The 19,132-nt window shown below is 65.0% G+C and carries 20 protein-coding genes and 2 tRNA genes; 6 read left to right on the top strand and 16 right to left on the bottom strand.

Annotated features, from left to right (window positions below):
• Nucleotides 1-13 precede the first annotated feature (13 nt).
• Both VZ068_RS03065 and VZ068_RS03060 read left to right on the top strand, forming a co-directional pair.
• Complete coding sequence (locus tag VZ068_RS03065) at nucleotides 14-1,978, top strand: EAL domain-containing protein (protein ID WP_349656866.1); 1,965 nt, start codon at nucleotides 14-16, stop codon at nucleotides 1,976-1,978.
• Between the two features lie 39 nt (nucleotides 1,979-2,017).
• Nucleotides 2,018-4,276: an ATP-binding protein gene (locus VZ068_RS03060; protein WP_349657632.1), complete on the top strand. Its 2,259-nt coding sequence runs from the start codon at nucleotides 2,018-2,020 to the stop codon at nucleotides 4,274-4,276.
• A gap of 176 nt (nucleotides 4,277-4,452) precedes the next feature.
• Here the strand turns inward: VZ068_RS03060 and bfr are convergent, their stop codons facing one another.
• The 3 genes from bfr to VZ068_RS03045 all read right to left on the bottom strand — a co-directional run bounded on the left by bfr (nucleotide 4,453) and on the right by VZ068_RS03045 (nucleotide 6,103).
• Nucleotides 4,453-4,923, bottom strand: a complete 471-nt coding sequence (gene bfr / locus VZ068_RS03055) for a bacterioferritin (protein ID WP_005990707.1) — start codon at nucleotides 4,921-4,923, stop codon at nucleotides 4,453-4,455.
• A gap of 273 nt (nucleotides 4,924-5,196) precedes the next feature.
• Entirely contained in the window at nucleotides 5,197-5,406 is a 210-nt protein-coding gene (locus tag VZ068_RS03050; RefSeq protein WP_104614370.1) for a (2Fe-2S)-binding protein, read from the bottom strand.
• 79 nt (nucleotides 5,407-5,485) lie between these two features.
• Entirely contained in the window at nucleotides 5,486-6,103 is a 618-nt protein-coding gene (locus VZ068_RS03045) for an RNA pyrophosphohydrolase (protein WP_104611746.1), read from the bottom strand.
• 118 nt (nucleotides 6,104-6,221) lie between these two features.
• On the opposite strand from VZ068_RS03045, the gene VZ068_RS03040 reads away from it, so the two are divergent.
• A tRNA-Met gene (locus tag VZ068_RS03040) sits at nucleotides 6,222-6,298 on the top strand.
• Between the two features lie 52 nt (nucleotides 6,299-6,350).
• A tRNA-Gln gene (locus VZ068_RS03035) sits at nucleotides 6,351-6,425 on the top strand.
• A gap of 466 nt (nucleotides 6,426-6,891) precedes the next feature.
• Here the strand turns inward: VZ068_RS03035 and rpsI are convergent.
• Both rpsI and rplM read right to left on the bottom strand, forming a co-directional pair.
• Nucleotides 6,892-7,284, bottom strand: coding sequence for a 30S ribosomal protein S9 (gene rpsI / locus VZ068_RS03030; RefSeq protein ID WP_005990700.1), 393 nt, complete (start codon nucleotides 7,282-7,284; stop codon nucleotides 6,892-6,894).
• A gap of 2 nt (nucleotides 7,285-7,286) precedes the next feature.
• Nucleotides 7,287-7,715 carry a 50S ribosomal protein L13 gene (rplM, locus tag VZ068_RS03025; protein WP_003483082.1) on the bottom strand — a complete coding sequence of 143 codons (429 nt, stop codon included), beginning with the start codon at nucleotides 7,713-7,715 and terminating at the stop codon, nucleotides 7,287-7,289.
• A 181-nt stretch (nucleotides 7,716-7,896) separates the two neighbouring features.
• On the opposite strand from rplM, the gene coq7 reads away from it, so the two are divergent.
• On the top strand, nucleotides 7,897-8,550 hold the full coding sequence (gene coq7 / locus VZ068_RS03020; protein ID WP_349656865.1) for a 2-polyprenyl-3-methyl-6-methoxy-1,4-benzoquinone monooxygenase: 654 nt from the start codon (nucleotides 7,897-7,899) through the stop codon (nucleotides 8,548-8,550).
• A gap of 373 nt (nucleotides 8,551-8,923) precedes the next feature.
• Here coq7 and VZ068_RS03015 read toward each other — a convergent pair whose 3' ends face one another.
• Together VZ068_RS03015 and speD are read right to left on the bottom strand one after the other, a co-directional pair.
• Complete coding sequence (locus VZ068_RS03015; RefSeq protein ID WP_005990694.1) at nucleotides 8,924-9,238, bottom strand: multidrug efflux SMR transporter; 315 nt, start codon at nucleotides 9,236-9,238, stop codon at nucleotides 8,924-8,926.
• Nucleotides 9,239-9,400: 162 nt separating this feature from the next.
• Nucleotides 9,401-10,195 carry an adenosylmethionine decarboxylase gene (speD, locus tag VZ068_RS03010; protein WP_005990692.1) on the bottom strand — a complete coding sequence of 265 codons (795 nt, stop codon included), beginning with the start codon at nucleotides 10,193-10,195 and terminating at the stop codon, nucleotides 9,401-9,403.
• A gap of 137 nt (nucleotides 10,196-10,332) precedes the next feature.
• Between speD and crp the strand changes: the two genes are divergently transcribed.
• The gene (gene crp, locus VZ068_RS03005; protein WP_029218612.1) at nucleotides 10,333-11,025 is read left to right on the top strand and encodes a cAMP-activated global transcriptional regulator CRP; all 693 of its coding nucleotides are present in this window, start codon (nucleotides 10,333-10,335) and stop codon (nucleotides 11,023-11,025) included.
• Between the two features lie 295 nt (nucleotides 11,026-11,320).
• Here crp and VZ068_RS03000 read toward each other — a convergent pair whose 3' ends face one another.
• From VZ068_RS03000 to trpE, 9 genes are all read right to left on the bottom strand, one after another.
• On the bottom strand, nucleotides 11,321-12,037 hold the full coding sequence (locus tag VZ068_RS03000; protein WP_259167418.1) for a haloacid dehalogenase-like hydrolase: 717 nt from the start codon (nucleotides 12,035-12,037) through the stop codon (nucleotides 11,321-11,323).
• Entirely contained in the window at nucleotides 12,030-12,827 is a 798-nt protein-coding gene (gene trpC, locus VZ068_RS02995; protein WP_349656864.1) for an indole-3-glycerol phosphate synthase TrpC, read from the bottom strand. Before trpC ends, VZ068_RS03000 begins: the two co-directional genes overlap by 8 nt.
• A 142-nt stretch (nucleotides 12,828-12,969) precedes the next feature.
• Nucleotides 12,970-14,007 carry an anthranilate phosphoribosyltransferase gene (gene trpD, locus VZ068_RS02990; RefSeq protein ID WP_349656863.1) on the bottom strand — a complete coding sequence of 346 codons (1,038 nt, stop codon included), beginning with the start codon at nucleotides 14,005-14,007 and terminating at the stop codon, nucleotides 12,970-12,972.
• 126 nt (nucleotides 14,008-14,133) lie between these two features.
• Nucleotides 14,134-14,766 (bottom strand): flavin reductase family protein, encoded by a 633-nt coding sequence (locus VZ068_RS02985; RefSeq protein WP_259155801.1) that lies wholly within the window; start codon nucleotides 14,764-14,766, stop codon nucleotides 14,134-14,136.
• Nucleotides 14,763-14,960 (bottom strand): hypothetical protein, encoded by a 198-nt coding sequence (locus VZ068_RS02980; protein ID WP_349656862.1) that lies wholly within the window; start codon nucleotides 14,958-14,960, stop codon nucleotides 14,763-14,765. Before VZ068_RS02980 ends, VZ068_RS02985 begins: the two co-directional genes overlap by 4 nt.
• Nucleotides 14,961-14,965: 5 nt before the next feature.
• Nucleotides 14,966-15,544, bottom strand: a complete 579-nt coding sequence (locus VZ068_RS02975) for an aminodeoxychorismate/anthranilate synthase component II (RefSeq protein WP_349656861.1) — start codon at nucleotides 15,542-15,544, stop codon at nucleotides 14,966-14,968.
• 10 nt (nucleotides 15,545-15,554) lie between these two features.
• Nucleotides 15,555-16,337 (bottom strand): SIMPL domain-containing protein, encoded by a 783-nt coding sequence (locus VZ068_RS02970; RefSeq protein WP_349656860.1) that lies wholly within the window; start codon nucleotides 16,335-16,337, stop codon nucleotides 15,555-15,557.
• An 18-nt stretch (nucleotides 16,338-16,355) separates the two neighbouring features.
• Complete coding sequence (locus VZ068_RS02965; protein ID WP_349656859.1) at nucleotides 16,356-17,432, bottom strand: aminotransferase class I/II-fold pyridoxal phosphate-dependent enzyme; 1,077 nt, start codon at nucleotides 17,430-17,432, stop codon at nucleotides 16,356-16,358.
• Nucleotides 17,432-18,907 (bottom strand): anthranilate synthase component I, encoded by a 1,476-nt coding sequence (trpE, locus tag VZ068_RS02960; RefSeq protein WP_349656858.1) that lies wholly within the window; start codon nucleotides 18,905-18,907, stop codon nucleotides 17,432-17,434. Before trpE ends, VZ068_RS02965 begins: the two co-directional genes overlap by 1 nt.
• Between the last annotated feature and the right edge of the window lie 225 nt (nucleotides 18,908-19,132).

Here is a 19,132-nt window from a genome sequence, read left to right as displayed (position 1 = left end):
GCAGGGAGTATCGATGGCCGCCCGAGATCCGGTTCCTTTCACCACCCGTGACGACACCGCCACGCGTAATCGCCCGCTGCGCGCGGAGACGCCGCCGGCCGATTACTGGCGCCGCTGGGCCGACGAGTCTGCCGGCGCGCCCGACGACAGCGCGCCGGTGAGTGCGGCGATCATTCCCGCGCCCGCCGCGACCAACATTTCCAGCCACGCCGCGCCCATCGCACCGGCGCGTGCCGCGGCCAATGCCGGCGCAACGCGTGTTGCGGCAGCGCCGTCGCCGTCCTCCGCAGTGCCCGCGGTCAGAGCCGATGGCGGCGACAACGTCGCGGCCGATGCGCCGTATCGCGTCCTGATCGTCGAAGACGACCGCTCGCAGGCCTTGTTCGCACAAAGCGTGCTGCATGGCGCCGGCATGCACGCGCAGGTCGAAATGACCGCCGCCAGCGTGCCGCAGGCGATCCAGGACTATCACCCGGATCTGATCCTGATGGATCTGCACATGCCCGAGCTGGACGGCATCCGCCTGACCACCTTGATCCGCCAGCAGCCGGGGCAGCAGCTGCTGCCGATCGTCTTCCTCACCGGCGACCCGGACCCGGAGCGTCAGTTCGAAGTGCTCGACAGTGGCGCCGACGATTTCCTCACCAAACCGATCCGCCCGCGCCACCTGATCGCCGCAGTGTCCAATCGCATCCGCCGCGCGCGCCAACAGGCGCTGCAGCTGGCCGGCGAGCAGGTCAGCGTGCGCAGCAACCCGGAAACCGGCCTGCCCACGCGCGGCCACGTGATGGAACTGCTGGCCACTGCGCTGGAGCGCAAGCAGTCCGGCGGCCTGTTCTTCATCGAGATCGCCAGCGCACTCGGCCTGCGCGAACGCTACGGCTACGCCGCCTACGAACGCCTGATGACCCAGGCCGGGCATCGCCTGGCCAGTGCCGCCCAGCCGTATCCGCTGGCACGTCTGAACGACAACAGCTTCCTGCTGCTGGCCGTGGATCTGGACGAGGCGGGTCTGGAACAACGCGCGCTGGACATCCGCGAGCGGCTGTCCGCCAACGCCTTCCCGGTGCGCGAGGAAGAATCGGTGCATGTGCGCTGCGCGATCGGCGCCGCGCCGCTGGGCCTGGGCTTCGACGACACCGGCAGCGCGCTGGAAGCGGTCGAGCGCACTGCGCTGCAGGCACGCCTGCGCAGCGACGGCGTGCAGACCTATCTGGCGCCCAGCCAGGCCGAGCAACAGGAACAACTGCGCCTGGTCGAAGGCCAGCTCGAACTGGCCTACCAGCCGATCGTGGCCGTGGCCGGCGGCGACACCGCGCAATACCAGGTGCTGCTGCGGCTGCGCCAGGCCGACGGTACCCTGCTCTCGGCCGGCCAGGTGATTCCCGCCGCCGAAGCGGCCGGACGCATCGCCGACCTGGACCAGCAGGTCATGGATCACGCACTGGGCCTGCTGCATCTGTACCAGCACGCCAGCCCGCCGCTGCGCCTGTTCGTCTCGCAATCGCCGCGTACGCTGGCGCGCGATGCGTTCGCCGACTGGCTGCTCAAGGCATTGGTCGAACGCGGCGTGGCCGGGCAATCGCTGATCGTGGACCTGCGCCTGGACGATGCCCTGATCCACGCGGTGACCGTGCAGCAGTTCTGCGCCAAGCTGATGCCGGCCGGCGTGCAGTTCTGCCTAAGCCAGTTCGAGCCCGGCGACGAAGCCAACGCGCTGCTGAGCCAGTTGCCGCTGAGTTTCGTGCGCATGGCCAACCGTTTCGCCGATGCGCACGGCAATGCCGCGGTGCGCGACGAACTGCGCGGGGTGATCGACATCGCCCATCAGCGCGGCCTGCTGATCATCGGCCAGCGCATCGAAGACCCGCAGGCGGCCGCCGCGATGTGGATGAGCGGCGTGGACTTCATCCAGGGCAACCTGGTGCAGACGGTCGGCAAGGAACTGGATTTCGACTTCACGAACGCGGTGCTCTAAATGACGCCGCAGGCAGGAGGCCTTCGCGCCTGGAGTCCCCTGGCCACGGTTGCCGCTCTCACCGCTGCGGTGGGCGCAGGCCTGCAATGGAGCGACATCCGCGGACCCTGGCACGCGCTCACTGCCATCGCTGCGGCGCTGGCCGTGGTGTTCGCCCTGTGCGCGGCAGTGGCCGCCCAGCGCAGCGCCCGCGTCCAGCAAGGCTTGTCCAAGCGCCTGGACGAGGCGGAACTTGCCCGAGAACGCCTGCAACAGGAACTGCAACGCCACGGCGAACTGGAACAGGAACTGTTGCGCGCCAAACAGGCGGCCGAAGCCGCCACGCTGGCCAAGGGCGAATTTCTGGCCACCATGAGCCACGAGATCCGCACCCCGCTCAACGGCATCATTCCGATGCTGGAACTCATCTCCAGCGGCCAGCTCAGCCTGGACCAGCGCGACATGCTGCAGACCGCCACCGGCAGCTCGCTGCAGCTGCTGCGCATCGTCGACGACATCCTCGACTACTCCAAGCTCGAAGCGAACAAGCTCGAACTGGAGATCACCACCTTCAACCTGCGCGAGTTGCTCGACGGTGTGGTGCAGCTGCTGCAACGCACCGCCGAAAGCCGCCAGCTGCGCCTGGGCCTGGACATCGAACCGTCGGTGCGCCTGCTGGTGCGCGGCGACCCGATCCGCCTGCGCCAAGTGCTGGGCAACCTGATCGGCAATGCGATCAAGTTCACCGAGCGTGGCAGCATCGATATCCAGCTGCGCCGCCTGGGCGAGACCCGCGCCCAACACCTGCTGCGTTTCCAGGTGCGCGACACCGGCATCGGCATCGCCCCCGACCAGCAGGCCCGCCTGTTCCGCTCCTTCGCGCAGGCCGACGCCTCCACCACCCGCCTGTACGGCGGCACCGGGCTGGGGCTGGCGATCTGCAAGCGCATCATCGACCTGATGGGCGGGCGCATCGGCGTGGAATCCGAACCCGGGCGCGGTGCCACGTTCTGGTTCGAGATCCCGCTGCTCAAGGTGATCGGCGACCTGCAGCAGAGCACCGGCGCCGATGCCGCGCGGGTGATGGTGATCAGCTCCGACGCACGCCTGTCGCAGCGGCTCAAGCGCCTGCTCGACAGCTGGGGCGTGGCGCACGTGCTGATGGAAACCACCCAGGAAGCGCTGGAACGCGTGCGCCGCCATAGCGATGGAGAAGGCTTCCGCTGCGTCATCGCCGACCACGACACGCTGCGCTACAGCGCGCGCGCCGTGCATCGCGCGCTGGCCCGCCCGGAAGACCTCAGCGGCTCCAAGCTGATCTGGCTGTACGGCGACGAGCCGGTGCCGGCCGAACTGCAGGACAACGCCACCCTGGTGCCGCGCCAGAGTCCGGACGAGGTGCTGCGCACGCTGGTGCTGCCGCCGGACACCAAGCCGGTCCATGCGCTGGCTCCAGCGATGATCCCCGAGCCGCTGCCGCCACCGATGGCCAACGCGCGCGAGGTGCGCATCCTGCTGGTCGAGGACAACCCGGTGAACCTGCTTGTCGCGCAGAAGCTGCTGGCGGTGCTGGGTTTCGAAGCCGACACCGCCACCGACGGCGAAGCCGCGCTGAGCAGCATGGAATCCACCCGCTACGACATGGTCTTCATGGATTGCCAGATGCCGGTGCTGGACGGCTACGCCGCCACCCGCCGCTGGCGCGCGATGGAGACCGAAAGCGGCGGCCGCCCGATCCCGATCGTGGCGATGACCGCCAATGCCATGGCTGGCGACCGCGAACGCTGCCTGGCCGCCGGCATGGACGACTACCTCTCCAAGCCCGTTGCCCGAGAGCAACTCGACGCCTGCCTGCAGCGCTGGCTGCCACGTCAGCCGCTGGCGCCTGGCCCGACCAGCGGCACCGCACCGGTGGATCCCGAGAGCGCCAGCGCAGCTGCCCAGGCGCGCGCGCTCCCGATCCTGGACAGCAGCGTGATCGACGAGCTGTACGAAGTCGCCGGCGCCGACACCATCACCATCCTGCAGCTGTTCCTGGACGATGCCCCAGGCATCATCGAACAGCTGGAAGCGGCGGCCGCCAATCGCGACAGCATGCAGCTGCGCGACCTGGCCCACACGCTCAAATCGTCCAGCGCCAACGTCGGCGCCCAGGCCGTGTCCAATGCCGCGCGACGCATCGAACTGGCCGCCCGCACCGGCACCATCGAACGTCCCTCGGTGATGGTCGCCCTGGTCATCGCCGAATACGCCCGCGCCCGCCTGGCCCTGCTGGGCCAGGTGGCCCGCCTGCAGGCCGCCACCCGCGCAACCGGCTGAGCGATCACCGACTACGACCGCACTCAGCCTGCCTGGCAATCCGGTCAGACTCACTCGCACGTCCAGCTGGATAGCCACGGCCACACCAAGCACCCGTGGCCCATCGCCCTTCCCATCCCAACCTGCCATCACCAACCTACCCCACTGCACCGACAGCAGCGCAGCACTTACCGGGCTCAGTCGTCCAGCTTGGTCAGCAGGTAATTGGGCTCGCCGATACGCGCGACCAGATCCAGCTGGGTTTCCAGCCAGTCGATGTGCTCTTCTTCCGACTCCAGGATGTCCACCAGCAACTGGCGGCTCACGTAGTCGTTGACGGTTTCCGCATACGCGACGGCTTCACGCAACACCGCGACCGCTTCGCGCTCCAGCGCCAGGTCGCAGCGGAACATCTCGGTCGGGTTCTCGCCGATCCGCAGCTTGCCCAGCGCCTGAAAATTGGGAAGCCCTTCGAGAAAGAGGATGCGGTCGGACAACTTGTCCGCATGCTTCATCTCGTCGATGGACTCCTTGTACTCATGCTCGGCCAGTTCTTTCAGGCCCCAGTTCTTCAGCATCTTGGCGTGCAGGAAGTACTGGTTGATCGCAGTGAGTTCGTTGTAGAGCACCTTGTTGAGGTACTCGATGACTTTGGTATCGCCCTTCATGCGATGTCTCCGAAACAGTGAGCCGGCCGCACTCTAACGCGTTGGCGCGGCGCATGAAGGAACGCGAATCGTGATCAGTTGCGTGCTGCCGAGGGCATGCGGCAAAGCCATGCGTGCCGCATCGAGGTGACCGCAGCAAGACAGGAGAGCCAGGCGACTGCCCAAGCACTACTCAATGCCAAACCGGCATGCCAGCAGCCGCTGGAACCACCGCAGGAGTCAGAGACGTGCCACCCGTTGCATCACCCGGCGCGTGACGGGCGCGCCGCACCGCTAGGCGGCGCTTGCCAGACCCAGCAAAGGCAGCGGCAGCGCGCGGGTCGCGTGCGCCTTGCTCAGCAGATCGCCAGCCATTTCGAGGCATGAACCGCAATTGGACCCACAGCCGGTGCGCATGGTCAGCTCGGCCAAACTGGCGCAGCCGTTTTCGGCCGCTTCGCGGATCTGGTGGTCGGTGACCCCATTACAGATGCAGACGTACACGGTATCCGTCGGTGCTGGCGATCCGGAGAGGACCGGTGCTGATTGCACCGCAAACGAGAATAGGTGTCAATTCCAAACGTTAATCATTATTAATCCGCACCCGCGACGCCCCGCCACGCTTGCGTGGCCGCTTGCGCGGACTGTCATGGCCGGCCGCACTGCTACCTGGCAACCACGCTTCCAGCGCACGCTCGGGCATCACACCGACCGCTGCCGGGCCTGCCAGGTTCTGCGCAAGCGGCGCCAGATGGCGCAGCGCACGCGCATACACACCACGCTTGAAGATCACCACGTGCTCGACCGGATACCAGAAGTCCACCCAGCGCCAGTGGTCGAACTCGGGGGTATCGGTGTGGTCGAGCTTGAGATGCGACTCGTCGCCAGTGAACTGCAGCAGGAACCACACCTGCTTCTGGCCGATACACACCTGCCGCTCATTGCGGCGGACCGCCCGACTCGGCAGGCGATAGCGTAGCCAGCCAGGCGTGGCGCCGAGCAATTCCACATGCTCGGGCAACAACCCGGTTTCTTCGCGCAACTCGCGGTACATGGCTTCGACGGGTGTCTCATCGGTGTTCATGCCACCTTGCGGGAACTGCCAGCCGTCCCTGCGCACACGTCGTGCCCAGAACACCTGACCGTCCTTTCGCATCAGCACGATGCCGACGTTTGGCCGGAAACCGTCCGGATCGATCACGATGCGGACTCCTGAAAATCTACTGTCACCGACTCTGCCACGGCGACGGCCGGCTCACAAGCTGAAAACGAAATACTTGACAACACCCAGGCGCATCGCGAGAATTGCCGGCTCCCTAGGCTATGTAGCTCAGCCGGTTAGAGCACAGCACTCATAATGCTGGGGTCGGTGGTTCGAGTCCACCCATAGCCACCATGGTATTCAGGCCTGCCCAGGCATGCGATACTCTGGGACAACACGTTTTTATTGCCCCGTCGCCAAGCGGTAAGGCACCTGACTCTGACTCAGGCATTCGGTGGTTCGAATCCATCCGGGGCAGCCAAACACAGAAGGTCCGATCGAACGATCGGGCCTTTTTTGTTGCCTGCGCCACATCCGAATCCGCACAGCAACTGGCCAGGCTGCAGATGCCGCGCACTGCGTTCGGCCACTGCCTGCCCGGAGAATGCGCAGGTTCCAAGACACTCGATACCTGAGTGAAATCGGGCGACCGCGCCCCGGAACCCGCCATGGACACGCCGGACCGGGACGACTTGGCGTCGCACGCGCGTGGATACACAACCATTCGAGCGGCCGGAAACGTGCCGGCCGTGACGTCGGCAACGCCACACGCCCCAGCCACACACCGAACCACAAAAACCCGGCGCACCGAGGCCAGCACCAAATCGGTCGCCCGACTGCCCTCAAGTAGTCCGGCCACGCACCGTTCCAAAAACGACAAAAGCCCGGCAATGCCGGGCTTTTGAAGCACGCGCCCCGGCGAACCGGGACGCAGCAAACGCGATGGATCAGCGCTTGGAGAACTGGGTCGCGCGACGGGCCTTGTGCAGACCGACCTTCTTACGCTCGACTTCACGGGCGTCGCGGGTCATGAAGCCAGCCTTGCGCAGCTCGGACTTCAGGGTTTCGTCGTACTCGACCAGCGCACGGGCGATGCCCAGACGGATCGCACCGGCCTGACCGGTGGTGCCGCCGCCGGAAGCGGTGACCAGGATGTCGAAGCTTTCGGTGTTCTTGGTCAGCTCGAGCGGCTGGCGCACGATCATGCGCGCCGTCTCACGGCCGAAGAACTCGTCCAGCGGACGGTCGTTGACGGTGATCTTGCCAGTGCCCTTGCGCAGGAACACGCGAGCGGTGGAGGACTTGCGGCGGCCAGTGCCGTAGTTTTGCGTGATAGCCATGATTAGATATCCAGAACTTGCGGCTGCTGGGCGGCGTGCGGATGCTCGGCACCCGAATACACCTTGAGCTTGCGGTACATGGTGCGGCCCAGGGGGCCCTTCGGCAGCATGCCCTTGACGGCGATTTCGATCACGCGCTCCGGGTGGCGCTGCAGCGCCTGCTCCAGGCTCTCGGTCTTCAAGTTACCGATGTAGCCGGTGAAGCGGTGATACTTCTTGTCTTTCAGCTTGTTGCCCGTGACGACGATCTTCTCGGCGTTGATCACCACGAGGTAATCGCCGGTATCGACGTGAGGGGTGTAAACCGGCTTGTGCTTGCCGCGCAGGCGGCGGGCCAGTTCGGTGGACAGACGGCCGAGCGTCTTGCCGGCGGCGTCGACGAGATACCAGTCGCGCTGGACGGTCTCGGACTTGGCGGTGAACGTAGTCATGAGAAAACTCTTGAGTGGTCGGGCGGATTGCAGCGGCAATGACCGCTGGAACTTTGCCACGCGTTGTGAAGGCGAAACAGAAGAGGCGGGATTGTACGCGGCAGCCCGTAGCGGCGCAAGTCGCACCGCTACCAGGGCCAAGATGGTTGGCAGCGGATCGGCCGGGCGCCAGAATCGAGACATGACCCAGACCTCCCCTACCCGACTGCACAGCCCGCTCGATCGACTCCTGGTCGAAGCCCAGCGCGCGCTGGAGACCGTCTTCGGCAACCCGCCCGCCGAGCGCCCCAACCCCGCCGCCGACACCCCCGATGTCGCGTTGCAGCCAGACCAGCGGCGCCATGCCGCCGGGCTGATGCGCATCAACCATGTCGGCGAGGTCTGTGCGCAAGGCCTGTACTTCGGCCAGGCGGCAGTCGCCCGCGACGCGCACACCCAGCATCATCTGCTGGAAGCCGCGCAGGAAGAAACCGACCACCTGGCCTGGTGCGCGGATCGCCTGCACGAACTGGACAGCCGCCCCAGCCTGCTCAACCCGGTGTGGTATGCCGGCAGCTACGCGCTGGGCGCCCTGGCCGGCCTGCGCGGCGACGACTGGAGCCTGGGCTTCGTGGTCGAGACCGAGCGCCAGGTGGAAGCCCACCTGGACGAGCACCTGGAGACCCTGCCGGAGATCGACCAACGCAGCCGCGCGATCCTGCGGGTGATGAAAATCGACGAAGCCCGCCACGCCGACCAGGCCGAACAAGCCGGCGCCCGCATCCTGCCGCCGCCCATCCCCACCGCCATGGCCCTGGCCTCCAAGCTGATGAAGACCCTCGCCTACAGGTTCTAGGGATTGGGAATGGGAGGCCGACGCCACCTGCAAACCATGCGCCACACCTTGCAGCACCCACCCGGAGCAAAGCCCCCTTTGTTAAGGGGGCGCGCCGAAGGCGCGGGGATAGGTAGCCACGAAGTCGGGGCCCAAGATTTGCAAAGCAAATCTCGGGGGTCAGAACCGCCAAGCGGAGCTACAGGCTCTAGCGATGGGGACTGTCGGCCGCCGGCAGCTGCAAACCATGCGCCGCACCTTGCAGCACCCACCCGGAGCCAAAGCCCCCTTTGTTAAGGGGGCGCGCCGAAGGCGCGGGGATAGGTAGCCACGAAGTCGGGGCCCAAGATTTGCAAAGCAAATCTTGGGGGTCAGAACCGCGAAGCGGAGCTGACTACGACACCAACTTCAATCCAATCACCCCGGCGACGATCAGCCCGATGCAGGCCAGACGCGACCACGATGCGCTGTCGCCAAACAGGGCGATGCCGGCAATGGTCACGCCCAGTGCGCCGATGCCGGTCCAGATCGCGTAGCCGGTACCGACCGGAATCGTCTTCAGCGCCTGGGTCAAGAACCACAGGCTGATGCCGGCCAGGCCGATCGTCAGCACGGTTGGCCACAGCCGCGTAAACCCGTCGCTGTATTTCAGGCCCATGGCGAAGCCGATTTCGAACAGGCCGGCCAGTACAAGATAGATCCAGGGCATTGCAGTACTCCTCACAGAAAAAACGGACAAAAAAAAAGCGGCCCAGTGTCTGCACACTGGGCCGCCGTCGGCTGTGGAACGCGAGGTCATCGCGTGGCGGGCCGTCCCGCCTTGAGTCGTTGACGCACCTGAAACAAGGGCGCAACCGGTCGTTCTTTACGATTACTCGCTCAGGTTACGCCCATGGAAAAGCTCTTCGATCTCGCGCTTGAGCAGCGTCTCGATCTTCATGCGCTCCTTGAACGACAGGTTCTTGGCACGCTCCTCGAACAGGTACTGGTCCAGGTCGAAATCCTTCAGGTGCATCTTGGTGTGGAAGATGTTTTCCTGATAGACGTTCACATCGAACATCTCGTAGCGCGACTTCACGTTCTTGGCGAGGAAGTGCTGGATCGAGTTGATCTTGTGGTCGATGTAGTGCTTCTTGCCCTTCACGTCGCGGGTGAAGCCACGGACGCGGTAGTCCATGATCACGATGTCCGATTCCAGACTTTCGATCAGGTAGTTCAGCGCCTTCAGCGGCGAGATGACGCCACAGGTCGCGACATCGATGTCGGCGCGGAACGTGGCGATGCCTTCCTGCGGATGCGTCTCCGGGTATGTATGGACAGTTATATGGCTCTTGTCCATATGAGCAACCACGGCGTCGGAGATCAGCTCCTTGCCGGCCTGCTTCTTGTCGATCACCGGTTCTTCGGAGATCAGGATCGTCACCGATGCGCCCTGCGGATCGTAGTCCTGACGTGCGATATTGAGGATGTTGGCGCCAATGATCTCGGCCACATCGGTCAGGATCTGCGTCAGACGATCGGCGTCGTACTGCTCATCGATATACTCGATGTAGCGCTGACGCTCTTCTTCGGTACGCGCATAACAGACGTCGTAGATGTTGAAGCTCAACGCCTTGGTGAGGTTGTTGAACCCCTGTAGCCTCAGGCGAGGCAACGGCTTGACCACGTCGGTCTGTCCTTATGGAAAGCGGGAAAGGAGTCAATTATGAGCCAAAGATCCCAGCAACGAAATGCCGATGTTGAGAATGGTTTACCTTGCATGACTCATGCCGTTAAGCTTCAGGAATTACACGCGGAACTACCATGAGCCCAGGAAACACGACGGTTGTCACTACGACGGTACGTAACGCTACCCCTTCACTGGCGCTGGACGCGGGCACCATCGAGCGTTTTCTGGCGCACAGCCACCGCAGGCGCTATCCGACCCGGACCGATGTTTTCCGGCCAGGAGACCCGGCCGGCACCCTCTACTACGTGATCAGCGGCTCGGTGAGCATCATTGCCGAGGAAGATGACGATCGTGAGTTGGTGCTGGGCTACTTCGGTAGCGGCGAGTTCGTCGGCGAGATGGGGTTGTTCATCGAATCCGATACGCGCGAGGTGATCCTGCGCACCCGCACCCAGTGCGAATTGGCGGAGATCAGCTACGAGCGCCTGCAGCAGCTGTTTCAGACCAGCCTGTCGCCGGATGCCCCCCGCATCCTGTACGCACTGGGTGTTCAGCTTTCGAAACGGCTGCTCGATACCACAAGGAAAGCCAGCCGCCTGGCGTTCCTGGATGTGACCGACCGCATCGTGCGCACCTTGCACGATCTGTCCAAGGAACCGGAAGCGATGAGCCATCCACAGGGCACGCAGCTGCGTGTTTCGCGGCAGGAGCTCGCACGCCTGGTCGGTTGCTCGCGCGAAATGGCCGGACGGGTGCTCAAGAAGCTGCAGGCCGATGGCTTGCTGCATGCACGCGGCAAGACCGTCGTGCTGTACGGCACGCGCTAAGCGCATGGCGCAGCCAGTGCCCAGTGCACTGGCTGCCTGCCGATGTCACAACCAAGACAGCGCCGCTCTGTGCTTTTGCGCTCGCTTGGCACCACTCAATGGCGCGGTTTTGCGCGATACCTCTTATAAGAGAGTTTGCAACCGATCAGGCCGCACGGTCTGTACTGCGATTGCATCACAGTCCTGACGATCCGTTGATCGCAGCAGCCTCAGGCGTCTGCCGACCAATCACCTGCGAGACGGGCGGCCTGTCGGTGCGACTGGGCAATGTCTTGGCCAGACGCTTGCGCCTGTCTCAGAGCGCCTTGCCGCCACGGTCGCGGCAACCCCAGTTGAGGATCGGCGTGCCGGCGGGCAGCACCTGCCTGAACAGCTCTTCGCGATTGGCCTTGGGATTGACCACCACCGGCGCGCGTGCAGCCTTCAACAGCGGCAGGTCTGCGGTGCTGTCCGAATACGCGATGGCGATGTCGGCGTAACCGCGCTCGCGCAGCATGCGCATCTTTTCTTCGTTGTGGCAGTGGCGCCGCGCGGTGACCGCGCCCAGCCGCGGCCCGACCAAGCTGCCGATCACCGGCACGTCCTGATGGGCCACGAACCCGAGAATCGCGCGCGCCAGCTCGGGCGGCGCGCCGGTGGCCACCACCACGCGATCGCCGGCAGCGCGGTGGTCGGTGAAGACCTTCAGCGCATGCGGAAGCAGACGCTGCCGGATCTGCGCTTCGTGCTTGAGCACGTAAGCGTCGATGAAACGATTGAACTCGCGCGCACGGTGCAGGCCGAAGGTCGCGATCCAGACGTAACCGGATACGCCGCGGCGGCGGGTGGGCAGCATCGCCACCATGGGTCCGAGAATCGGCGAGGCCAGCAGCGCAACCAGCAGACGCAGCGGGTTGCGCTTGATCAACCAGGCGAACAGATGGCTGCCCGAATCGCCATCGTACAAGGTGTGGTCGAAATCGAAGACCACCAGCGGCGCATCGTCGCGCGGTGCGGGAAACGACTCAGTCATGCGCGAAGAATAGCTGACGCAGCGACTCGCCGGGTTCGGGCGCACGCATGAAGGTCTCGCCGACCAGAAACGCGTTCACGCCATGGCTGCGCATCAGCTGGACGTCGGCATGGGTGACGATGCCGCTTTCGGTGACCAGGATGCGGTCGCGCGGCACTGCAGCGCGCATGTCCAGCGTGGTCTGCAGCGACACTTCGAAGGTGCGCAGATTGCGGTTGTTGATGCCGATCAGTGGCACCGGCACCTGCACCGCGCGCTCGAGCTCGTCGATGTCGTGCACTTCCACCAGCACGTCCAGCCCCAGTTGCATCGCCAGACCGGAGAGATCGGCCAGCTGCGCGTCTTCCAGCGCCGAGACGATCAGCAGGATGCAGTCGGCACCCAGCACGCGCGCTTCGTAGACCTGGTACGGGTCGACGGTGAAATCCTTGCGCAGCACCGGCAGCGTGCAGGCCTCGCGCGCCTGGCGCAGATAGGCATCCGAACCCTGGAAGAAATCCACATCGGTCAGCACCGACAGGCAGCTGGCGCCGCCGAATTCGTAGCTGACCGCAATGTCGGCCGGATGGAAATCCGGGCGGATCACGCCCTTGGACGGGCTGGCCTTCTTCACTTCGGCGATCACGGCAGGCTCGCCAGCGGCGATACTGGCCTGCATGGCGGCGGCGAACCCGCGCGTGAGCGGCAGGTCTGCGCTGCGTGCGACCAGTTCGGCCAGCGGCACGCGCACACTGCGCTCGGCGATTTCTTCGGCCTTGCGGGCAAGGATGGTGTTGAGGATATCGCTCATGGTATCGGGTCCTGGCGGGCGGGCATTATCGGTCAAGACGACCACAACGGGCCGTTGCTGCACGCGAACATGCGCAGCATGCCCATTGGAGGGGTGAGGATGCGGCCGCGCGATTGCCGCAACGTTGCGGCCGGATGCATGGTCAGCGCGATGCACCGAGCTGACGCGTAAAGGCGACATACGCGTCCAGACGGGCGCGCGCCGAACCATCGGCCAGCACCACACGCGCACGCACCACGCCGGCAGCGATGCTGTCGGAGACGCCTGCCACATACAAGGCCGCGCCCGCGTTGAGCGCGACGATGTCCAGTGCCGGGCCGGGCACGTTGTCCAGCACCTGCAACAGCATCGTGCGCGATTCGGCCGCATCGGCCACCTTGAGGTTGCGGCTGGCCGACATGGCGATGCCGAAATCTTCCGGATGCACTTCGTATTCGCGCACCTGGCCATCGCGCAATTCGCCGACCAGGGTGCCGGCGCCGAGCGAGAGTTCGTCCATGCCGTCGCGCCCCCACACCACCAGCGCGCGTTCGGCGCCAAGTTCCTGCAGCACGCGCGCCTGGATGCCAACCAGATCCGGATGGAACACGCCCATCAGGATGTTGGGCGAACCGGCCGGGTTGGTCAGCGGGCCCAGGATGTTGAAGATGGTGCGCACGCCCATTTCGCGGCGGACCGGCGCTACCACCTTCATGGCCGGGTGATGCACCGGCGCGTACATGAAGCCGATACCGGTCTGTGCCAGCGATGCGGCAACCTGCTCGGGCTGCAGTTCGATCACCGCGCCCAATGCTTCCAGCGCGTCGGCGCTGCCGGATTTGGAGGACACGCTGCGGTTGCCATGCTTGGCGACCTTGGCGCCGCCGGCTGCAGCCACGAACATCGCGCAGGTGGAGATGTTGAAGGTATGCGAGCCATCGCCGCCGGTGCCGACGATGTCGACCATGTGCTGGCGATCGCCCACCTCCACGCGGCGCGAGAATTCGCGCATCACCGTGGCGGCGCCGGCGATCTCGCCGATGGTTTCCTTCTTGACCCGTAACCCGGTGAGGATGGCGGCGACCATCATGTCCGAGACCTCGCCACGCATGATCTGGCGCATCAGCTCGACCATTTCGTCGTGGAAGATTTCGCGGTGTTCGATGGTGCGTTGCAGGGCTTCTTGGGGCGTGATGGGCATGGAAACGGCCATAGATCAGGTGGAAAACGGCTGCAGGCGAGGCCTGCAGTGTGTCGCGCGAGGGTGACCGCACAGGGCTGGCACAGGCAGCCAGGTGCGCAGGACCGAATCGACGCGGTCAGTCGGTCATTGCCCGGGCCGATGCATGCGGAAGCGCGCCTGCGGCTGCACTTCGAAATAATCGGCCGGACCACCGGCCCGCAGAATGGTCTGCACCCTGGCCGGGTCGTAGACGCCGTCATCGAGCGCGGCATGCGCAAGATGCACACCTACCACTTCGCCGAGCACCAACCAGGTTTCTACGGCCTGACCGCTTGCGCTGTGCAGCTGCAGCAGTTGACTCAACCGGCACTCGAAACTGACCGGGCTTGCGGCCACACGCGGCGCATCGATCACCCGCGAAGGCGCCATCTGCAACCCCGCAAGCGCGAACTCGTCGACCTCCGACGGCACCATCGCGGCGCTTGCGTTCATCGCCTCGGCAAGCGGGCGTGTGGCCAGATTCCAGGTGAACTGGCCGGTGGCTTCGATGTTACGCAGGCTGTCCTTGCGCCCGATGCTGGCAAAACCGACGATCGGCGGAGTGTAGTTGAAGGCGTTGAAGAAGCTATACGGCGCCAGATTGGCGATGCCCTCGGCGCTGCGCGAGCCGATCCAGCCGATCGGGCGCGGGCCGACGATGGCATTGAACGGGTCGTGCGGTAGCCCGTGGCCTTGCGCCGGTTCGTAGAAATGCATGCTGTCGTTGGACGTGTTCATCGCGAAATGACCTTGGGTAATTGCGAGGCATGCAGGCCTTGCTCGGCGATGCAGCGATGTCTGCGTGCGGCAGTGAAGCCGTCAGCGAACCACTGCGCCTTGCGCTGGCGGCAGCCATACCGGCGCCGGTAACGCGCTGGCGCATGGATGTCGATGAAAGCCGTGCCGCTGGCGGCAACATGCGTTGCGAGCATCGCGATCAGCGCTCCAGAAAGTTTTTCAGCAGGGCATGACCATGCTGGGTCAGGATCGACTCGGGATGGAACTGCACGCCCTCCACCGGGAACTGACGGTGGCGCAGACCCATGATCTCTTCCACCGAACCATCCGGATTCTCGGTCCAGGCGGTGACCTCCAGTGCATCCGGCAGGGTGGTCTTGTCCACCACCAGCGAGTGATAGCGCGTGGCCTCGTAACTGTCCGGCAGGCCGGCGAACACGCCCTTGCCTTCGTGACGGATCGGCGAGGTCTTGCCATGCATGATGTTGCCGGCGCGGATCACATCGCCGCCGTAGACCTGGCCGATGCTCTGGTGGCCCAGGCACACGCCCAGGATCGGCGTGGTCTGGCCCAACCGTTCGATCAGCTGCAGCGAAATGCCTGCCTCGTTGGGCGTGCACGGGCCGGGCGAGATCACGATGCGCTCGGGCTTGAGCGCGGCGATCGCATCGACGCTCATCGCATCGTTGCGCACCACCGTGACCTCGGCGCCCAGCGCCTGCAGGTACTGCACGAGGTTGTAGGTGAAGCTGTCGTAGTTGTCGAGCATCAGCAGCATGGCAAGGGACTCATTGCGCGATCAGAAAGACCGCATAGATGTTTTCTGTGTAGGTGATGGTGCCGGTCAGCAGGCTTTCGCCCACGCCCTGCACGCCAGCAGCCGGTGCGGGCGGCGGCGGTGGGGCCGGCGGCGATGGCGGAGAGACCACCGAGCCCGGCCTTGGCGCATTGGGTGCCGACCAGGTGCCTGCTTCGACACCGTAGGCAAAGCTGGGGGCAACATCGGAGATGCTGTAGATCCCGCCAAGCCGCACACCGTAGGCGGCGGCAAGCCCCTGGGCAGATTCGCGTGACTGCGTGGCCGCTTCGCGCTTGAGGGCTGCACGCAATGCGGCCGCATCGGCGAACGCTGTCTGCATCGACAGCACCTGGACATTCTCGTTGGCATCCAGTCCGCCGAGAAAGGCACGCACATCCTTCAAGGACGTGAAGGTGCCGCGGATCTTGCGCTCCACCTGGGTTCCCTGGAAGGCCAGCTTGCCGTTCTCGTAGCGGGATTGCGGAGAGATCGACAGTGCCGAAGCGTAGAGCGAATCCTTCATCACGTGATTGCGCTGAAGCCCCTGCAAGACCTGCTTGGCGCGCTCCTCGACGAATTGCCGTGCTGTATCCGGCTGCAGGTCGGTCTTGCTGATCTTCAGATCGACGATGAAACGATCTGGATCGACGGTACGAAATGCCTGCCCCTTCACCAGCAAGTGCGGCTGCGACGGCAGCGTGTTGATCTGCGCCGATGCCATCGCGGGCAACAGCAGAGCGCCAGCGAGCATCCAACCTGCAAGTCTTTTCATCGTCATCATCCTTGCGTCCTAGAAACGGTCCTGAGATAGGGGATCTTGATGAAGAACTGCGACATCCGCACACAGGCGATCGACCGTATCGGCCGTGGTCGCCCATGAGGTCACCAAGCGAATGACCAGCCGCCCATCGCTGCGCGTTTCCCAGCGTTCGAAGTCGTAGCGCTGCGCGAGCCGCTCGGCCTGCTGCACGGTGACGGCGACGAATTGCTGATTGGTTGGCGAGTCGCTGGTCAATTCCACGCCCGCCGCCAGCAGGCCGGCGCGCAGGCGCTGCGCCATGGCGTTGGCGTGCGCGGCAAGCTCGAAGAACAAGCCATCTTCGAACAAGGTGGCGAATTGCGCGCCGAGCACCATGCCCTTGGCCAACAGCGCGCCGCGTTGCTTGATCAGATAGCGCAGATCGGCCTGCAGGGCGGGATGGATCACGACCAAGGCTTCGCCGAGCAGCGCACCGTTCTTGGTGCCACCGATGTAGAACGCATCGGTGAGCGCGGCAATGGTCGGCAGATCCAGATCGTTACCGTTGGCAGTCAGCGCTGCGCCCAGCCGCGCGCCATCCAGATACAGCAGCAGATCGCGTTCGCGACAGAAGCGCGACAGCGCTTCGAGTTCGGCACGCGTGTAGATGGTGCCGCTTTCGGTGCTGTTGGAGAGATAGACCAACCGCGGCTGCACCATGTGCTCGTTGCTGTGCACCGCAAGCACCGGCGCGATCACTGCAGGCGTCAGCTTGTCGTGCAGCGCCGGTACCGTGAGCACCTTGTGGCCGGTGGCCTCGATGGCGCCGGTTTCGTGCGTTGCGATGTGTCCAGCTTCGACCGCAATCACCGCCTGGTGCGGGCGCAGGAATGCGCTGATCGCAATCAGGTTGGTCTGCGTACCGCCCACCAGCAGCTGCACGGCGGCCTGCGGCTGCGCGATGGCATCGCGAATCAATGCCGCCGCACGTTCGCTATGCCGATCGGTGCCATAGCCGCCGTTCTGCTCGGCACTGGCCTGCACGATCGCCTGCAGCACACGCGGATGCGCGCCTTCGCTGTAATCGTTGCGAAAACTGATGCGCGCAGCGCTGCCCTGCCCGTCCATCACAGCCCCTTGGCGGCCTGGGCGACGGCGCGGAACAGCGCGCGTCCCTTGTTCATGGTCTCCTGCCATTCCAGGTCCGGGTCGGAGTCGTAGACCACGCCGCCGCCGGCCTGCACGTACAGGTAACCGTCCTGGATCACCGCGGTGCGGATCGCAATCGCAGTGTCGGCATCGCCGTGCCAGCCGATATAACCGACCGCACCGGAATAGACGTTGCGCTTGACCGGCTCCAGCTCGCGGATGATTTCCAGCGCGCGGATCTTCGGCGCGCCGCTGACGGTGCCGGCCGGGAAGGTGGCGCGCAGCACGTCGCTGTAATTGAGGCCGGCCTTGAGCGTGCCGGTGACCTCGCTGACGATATGCATGACGTGGCTATAGCGTTCGATGACGAACTGCTCGCCCACCTTGACCGTGCCCGGTTCGGCGACGCGACCGACATCGTTGCGGCCCAGATCGATCAGCATCACGTGCTCGGCGCGCTCTTTCGGGTCGGCCAGCAATTCGGCTTCCAGCGCCTTGTCCAGCTCCGGCGTTACGCCGCGCGGGCGGGTACCGGCGATCGGCCGCACGGTGACCACCCCATCGCGCAGGCGCGCCAGGATTTCCGGCGACGAGCCCACCACCTGGGTGCCGCCGACATCGAGAAAATACATGTACGGCGAGGGATTGAGCGCGCGCAGCGCGCGATACACATCCACCGGGCGCGCCCGAAACGGCACGCGCAACCGCTGCGATGGCACTACCTGGAAGATATCGCCGGCGCGCACGTATTCCTGCGCCTTGCGCACCACCGCGTGGTACTCCTCGCGAGTAAACGAGGAATGGAAATCCGATTCGTCGATGGCATCGGAAATCTGCGCCTGCGGATACCCGGCGCCGCCCTGCCGCAGGCGGTGCGCCAACTCGTCCAGTCGACGGTTGGCGCGCACATAGGCCTGCGGCTGGCGCGGGTCGGCATGCACGATCAGGTACAGCCGGCCCTTGAGGTTGTCGAACACCGCCAGCTCTTCGGAGAGCATCAGCAGGATGTCGGGCGTGCCCAGTTCATCGGGTTTGTCGCCCGTGCCCAGGCGAGGTTCGATGTACTGGATGCACTCGAAGCCGAACCAGCCCACCAGCCCGCCGGTGAAGCCGGGCAAGCCGTCGAGTTGCGGCACCGAATGTTCGGCGCGCAGCGCGTCGACTTCGGCCAGCGGGTCGGCGACCTGCCGGGTGTCGATGACCTCGCCGTGCTCGCTGACTTCCAGCGTGTGGCCGCGGAAGCTGTACACACGCCGCGCCGGCAGGCCGATGATGGAATAGCGCCCGAAGCGCTCACCGCCTTCGACCGATTCGAACAGATAGGTGTAAGCGCCGTCAGCGAGCTTCAGATAGACCGACAGCGGCGTGTCCAGGTCGGACAGCACTTCGCGGACGACGGGGATACGGGTGTGACCTTCAGCGGCCTGGCGCTGGAACTGCTCTGCAGTGATCAAGACGACTTTCCTTCCGGGACTCTGTGGCGGGGCGGACGACGGCAACGAGCCACCATCGCCACCAGCGGCGAGCGGAAGAGAAGGAGCGTGGAGTCGTCAGGCGGGACACGCCACTACTGTAGCGCAAGTGCCGCTCCAGGGCAGCAGGCGCACAGGCAACTGCGGTGCACATTGCGAAGCTGGGTTGGGTTGGGTGTTGTCGGGCAGGCGGTCCGATGCGGACTG

The sequence above is a fragment of the Xanthomonas sp. 10-10 genome, from assembly GCF_040182365.1.
GTDB lineage: Bacteria > Pseudomonadota > Gammaproteobacteria > Xanthomonadales > Xanthomonadaceae > Xanthomonas > Xanthomonas arboricola_F.
The sequence above is the reverse complement of the archived record's forward strand: the minus strand, read 5'-3'. Positions and strand labels throughout refer to the sequence as shown.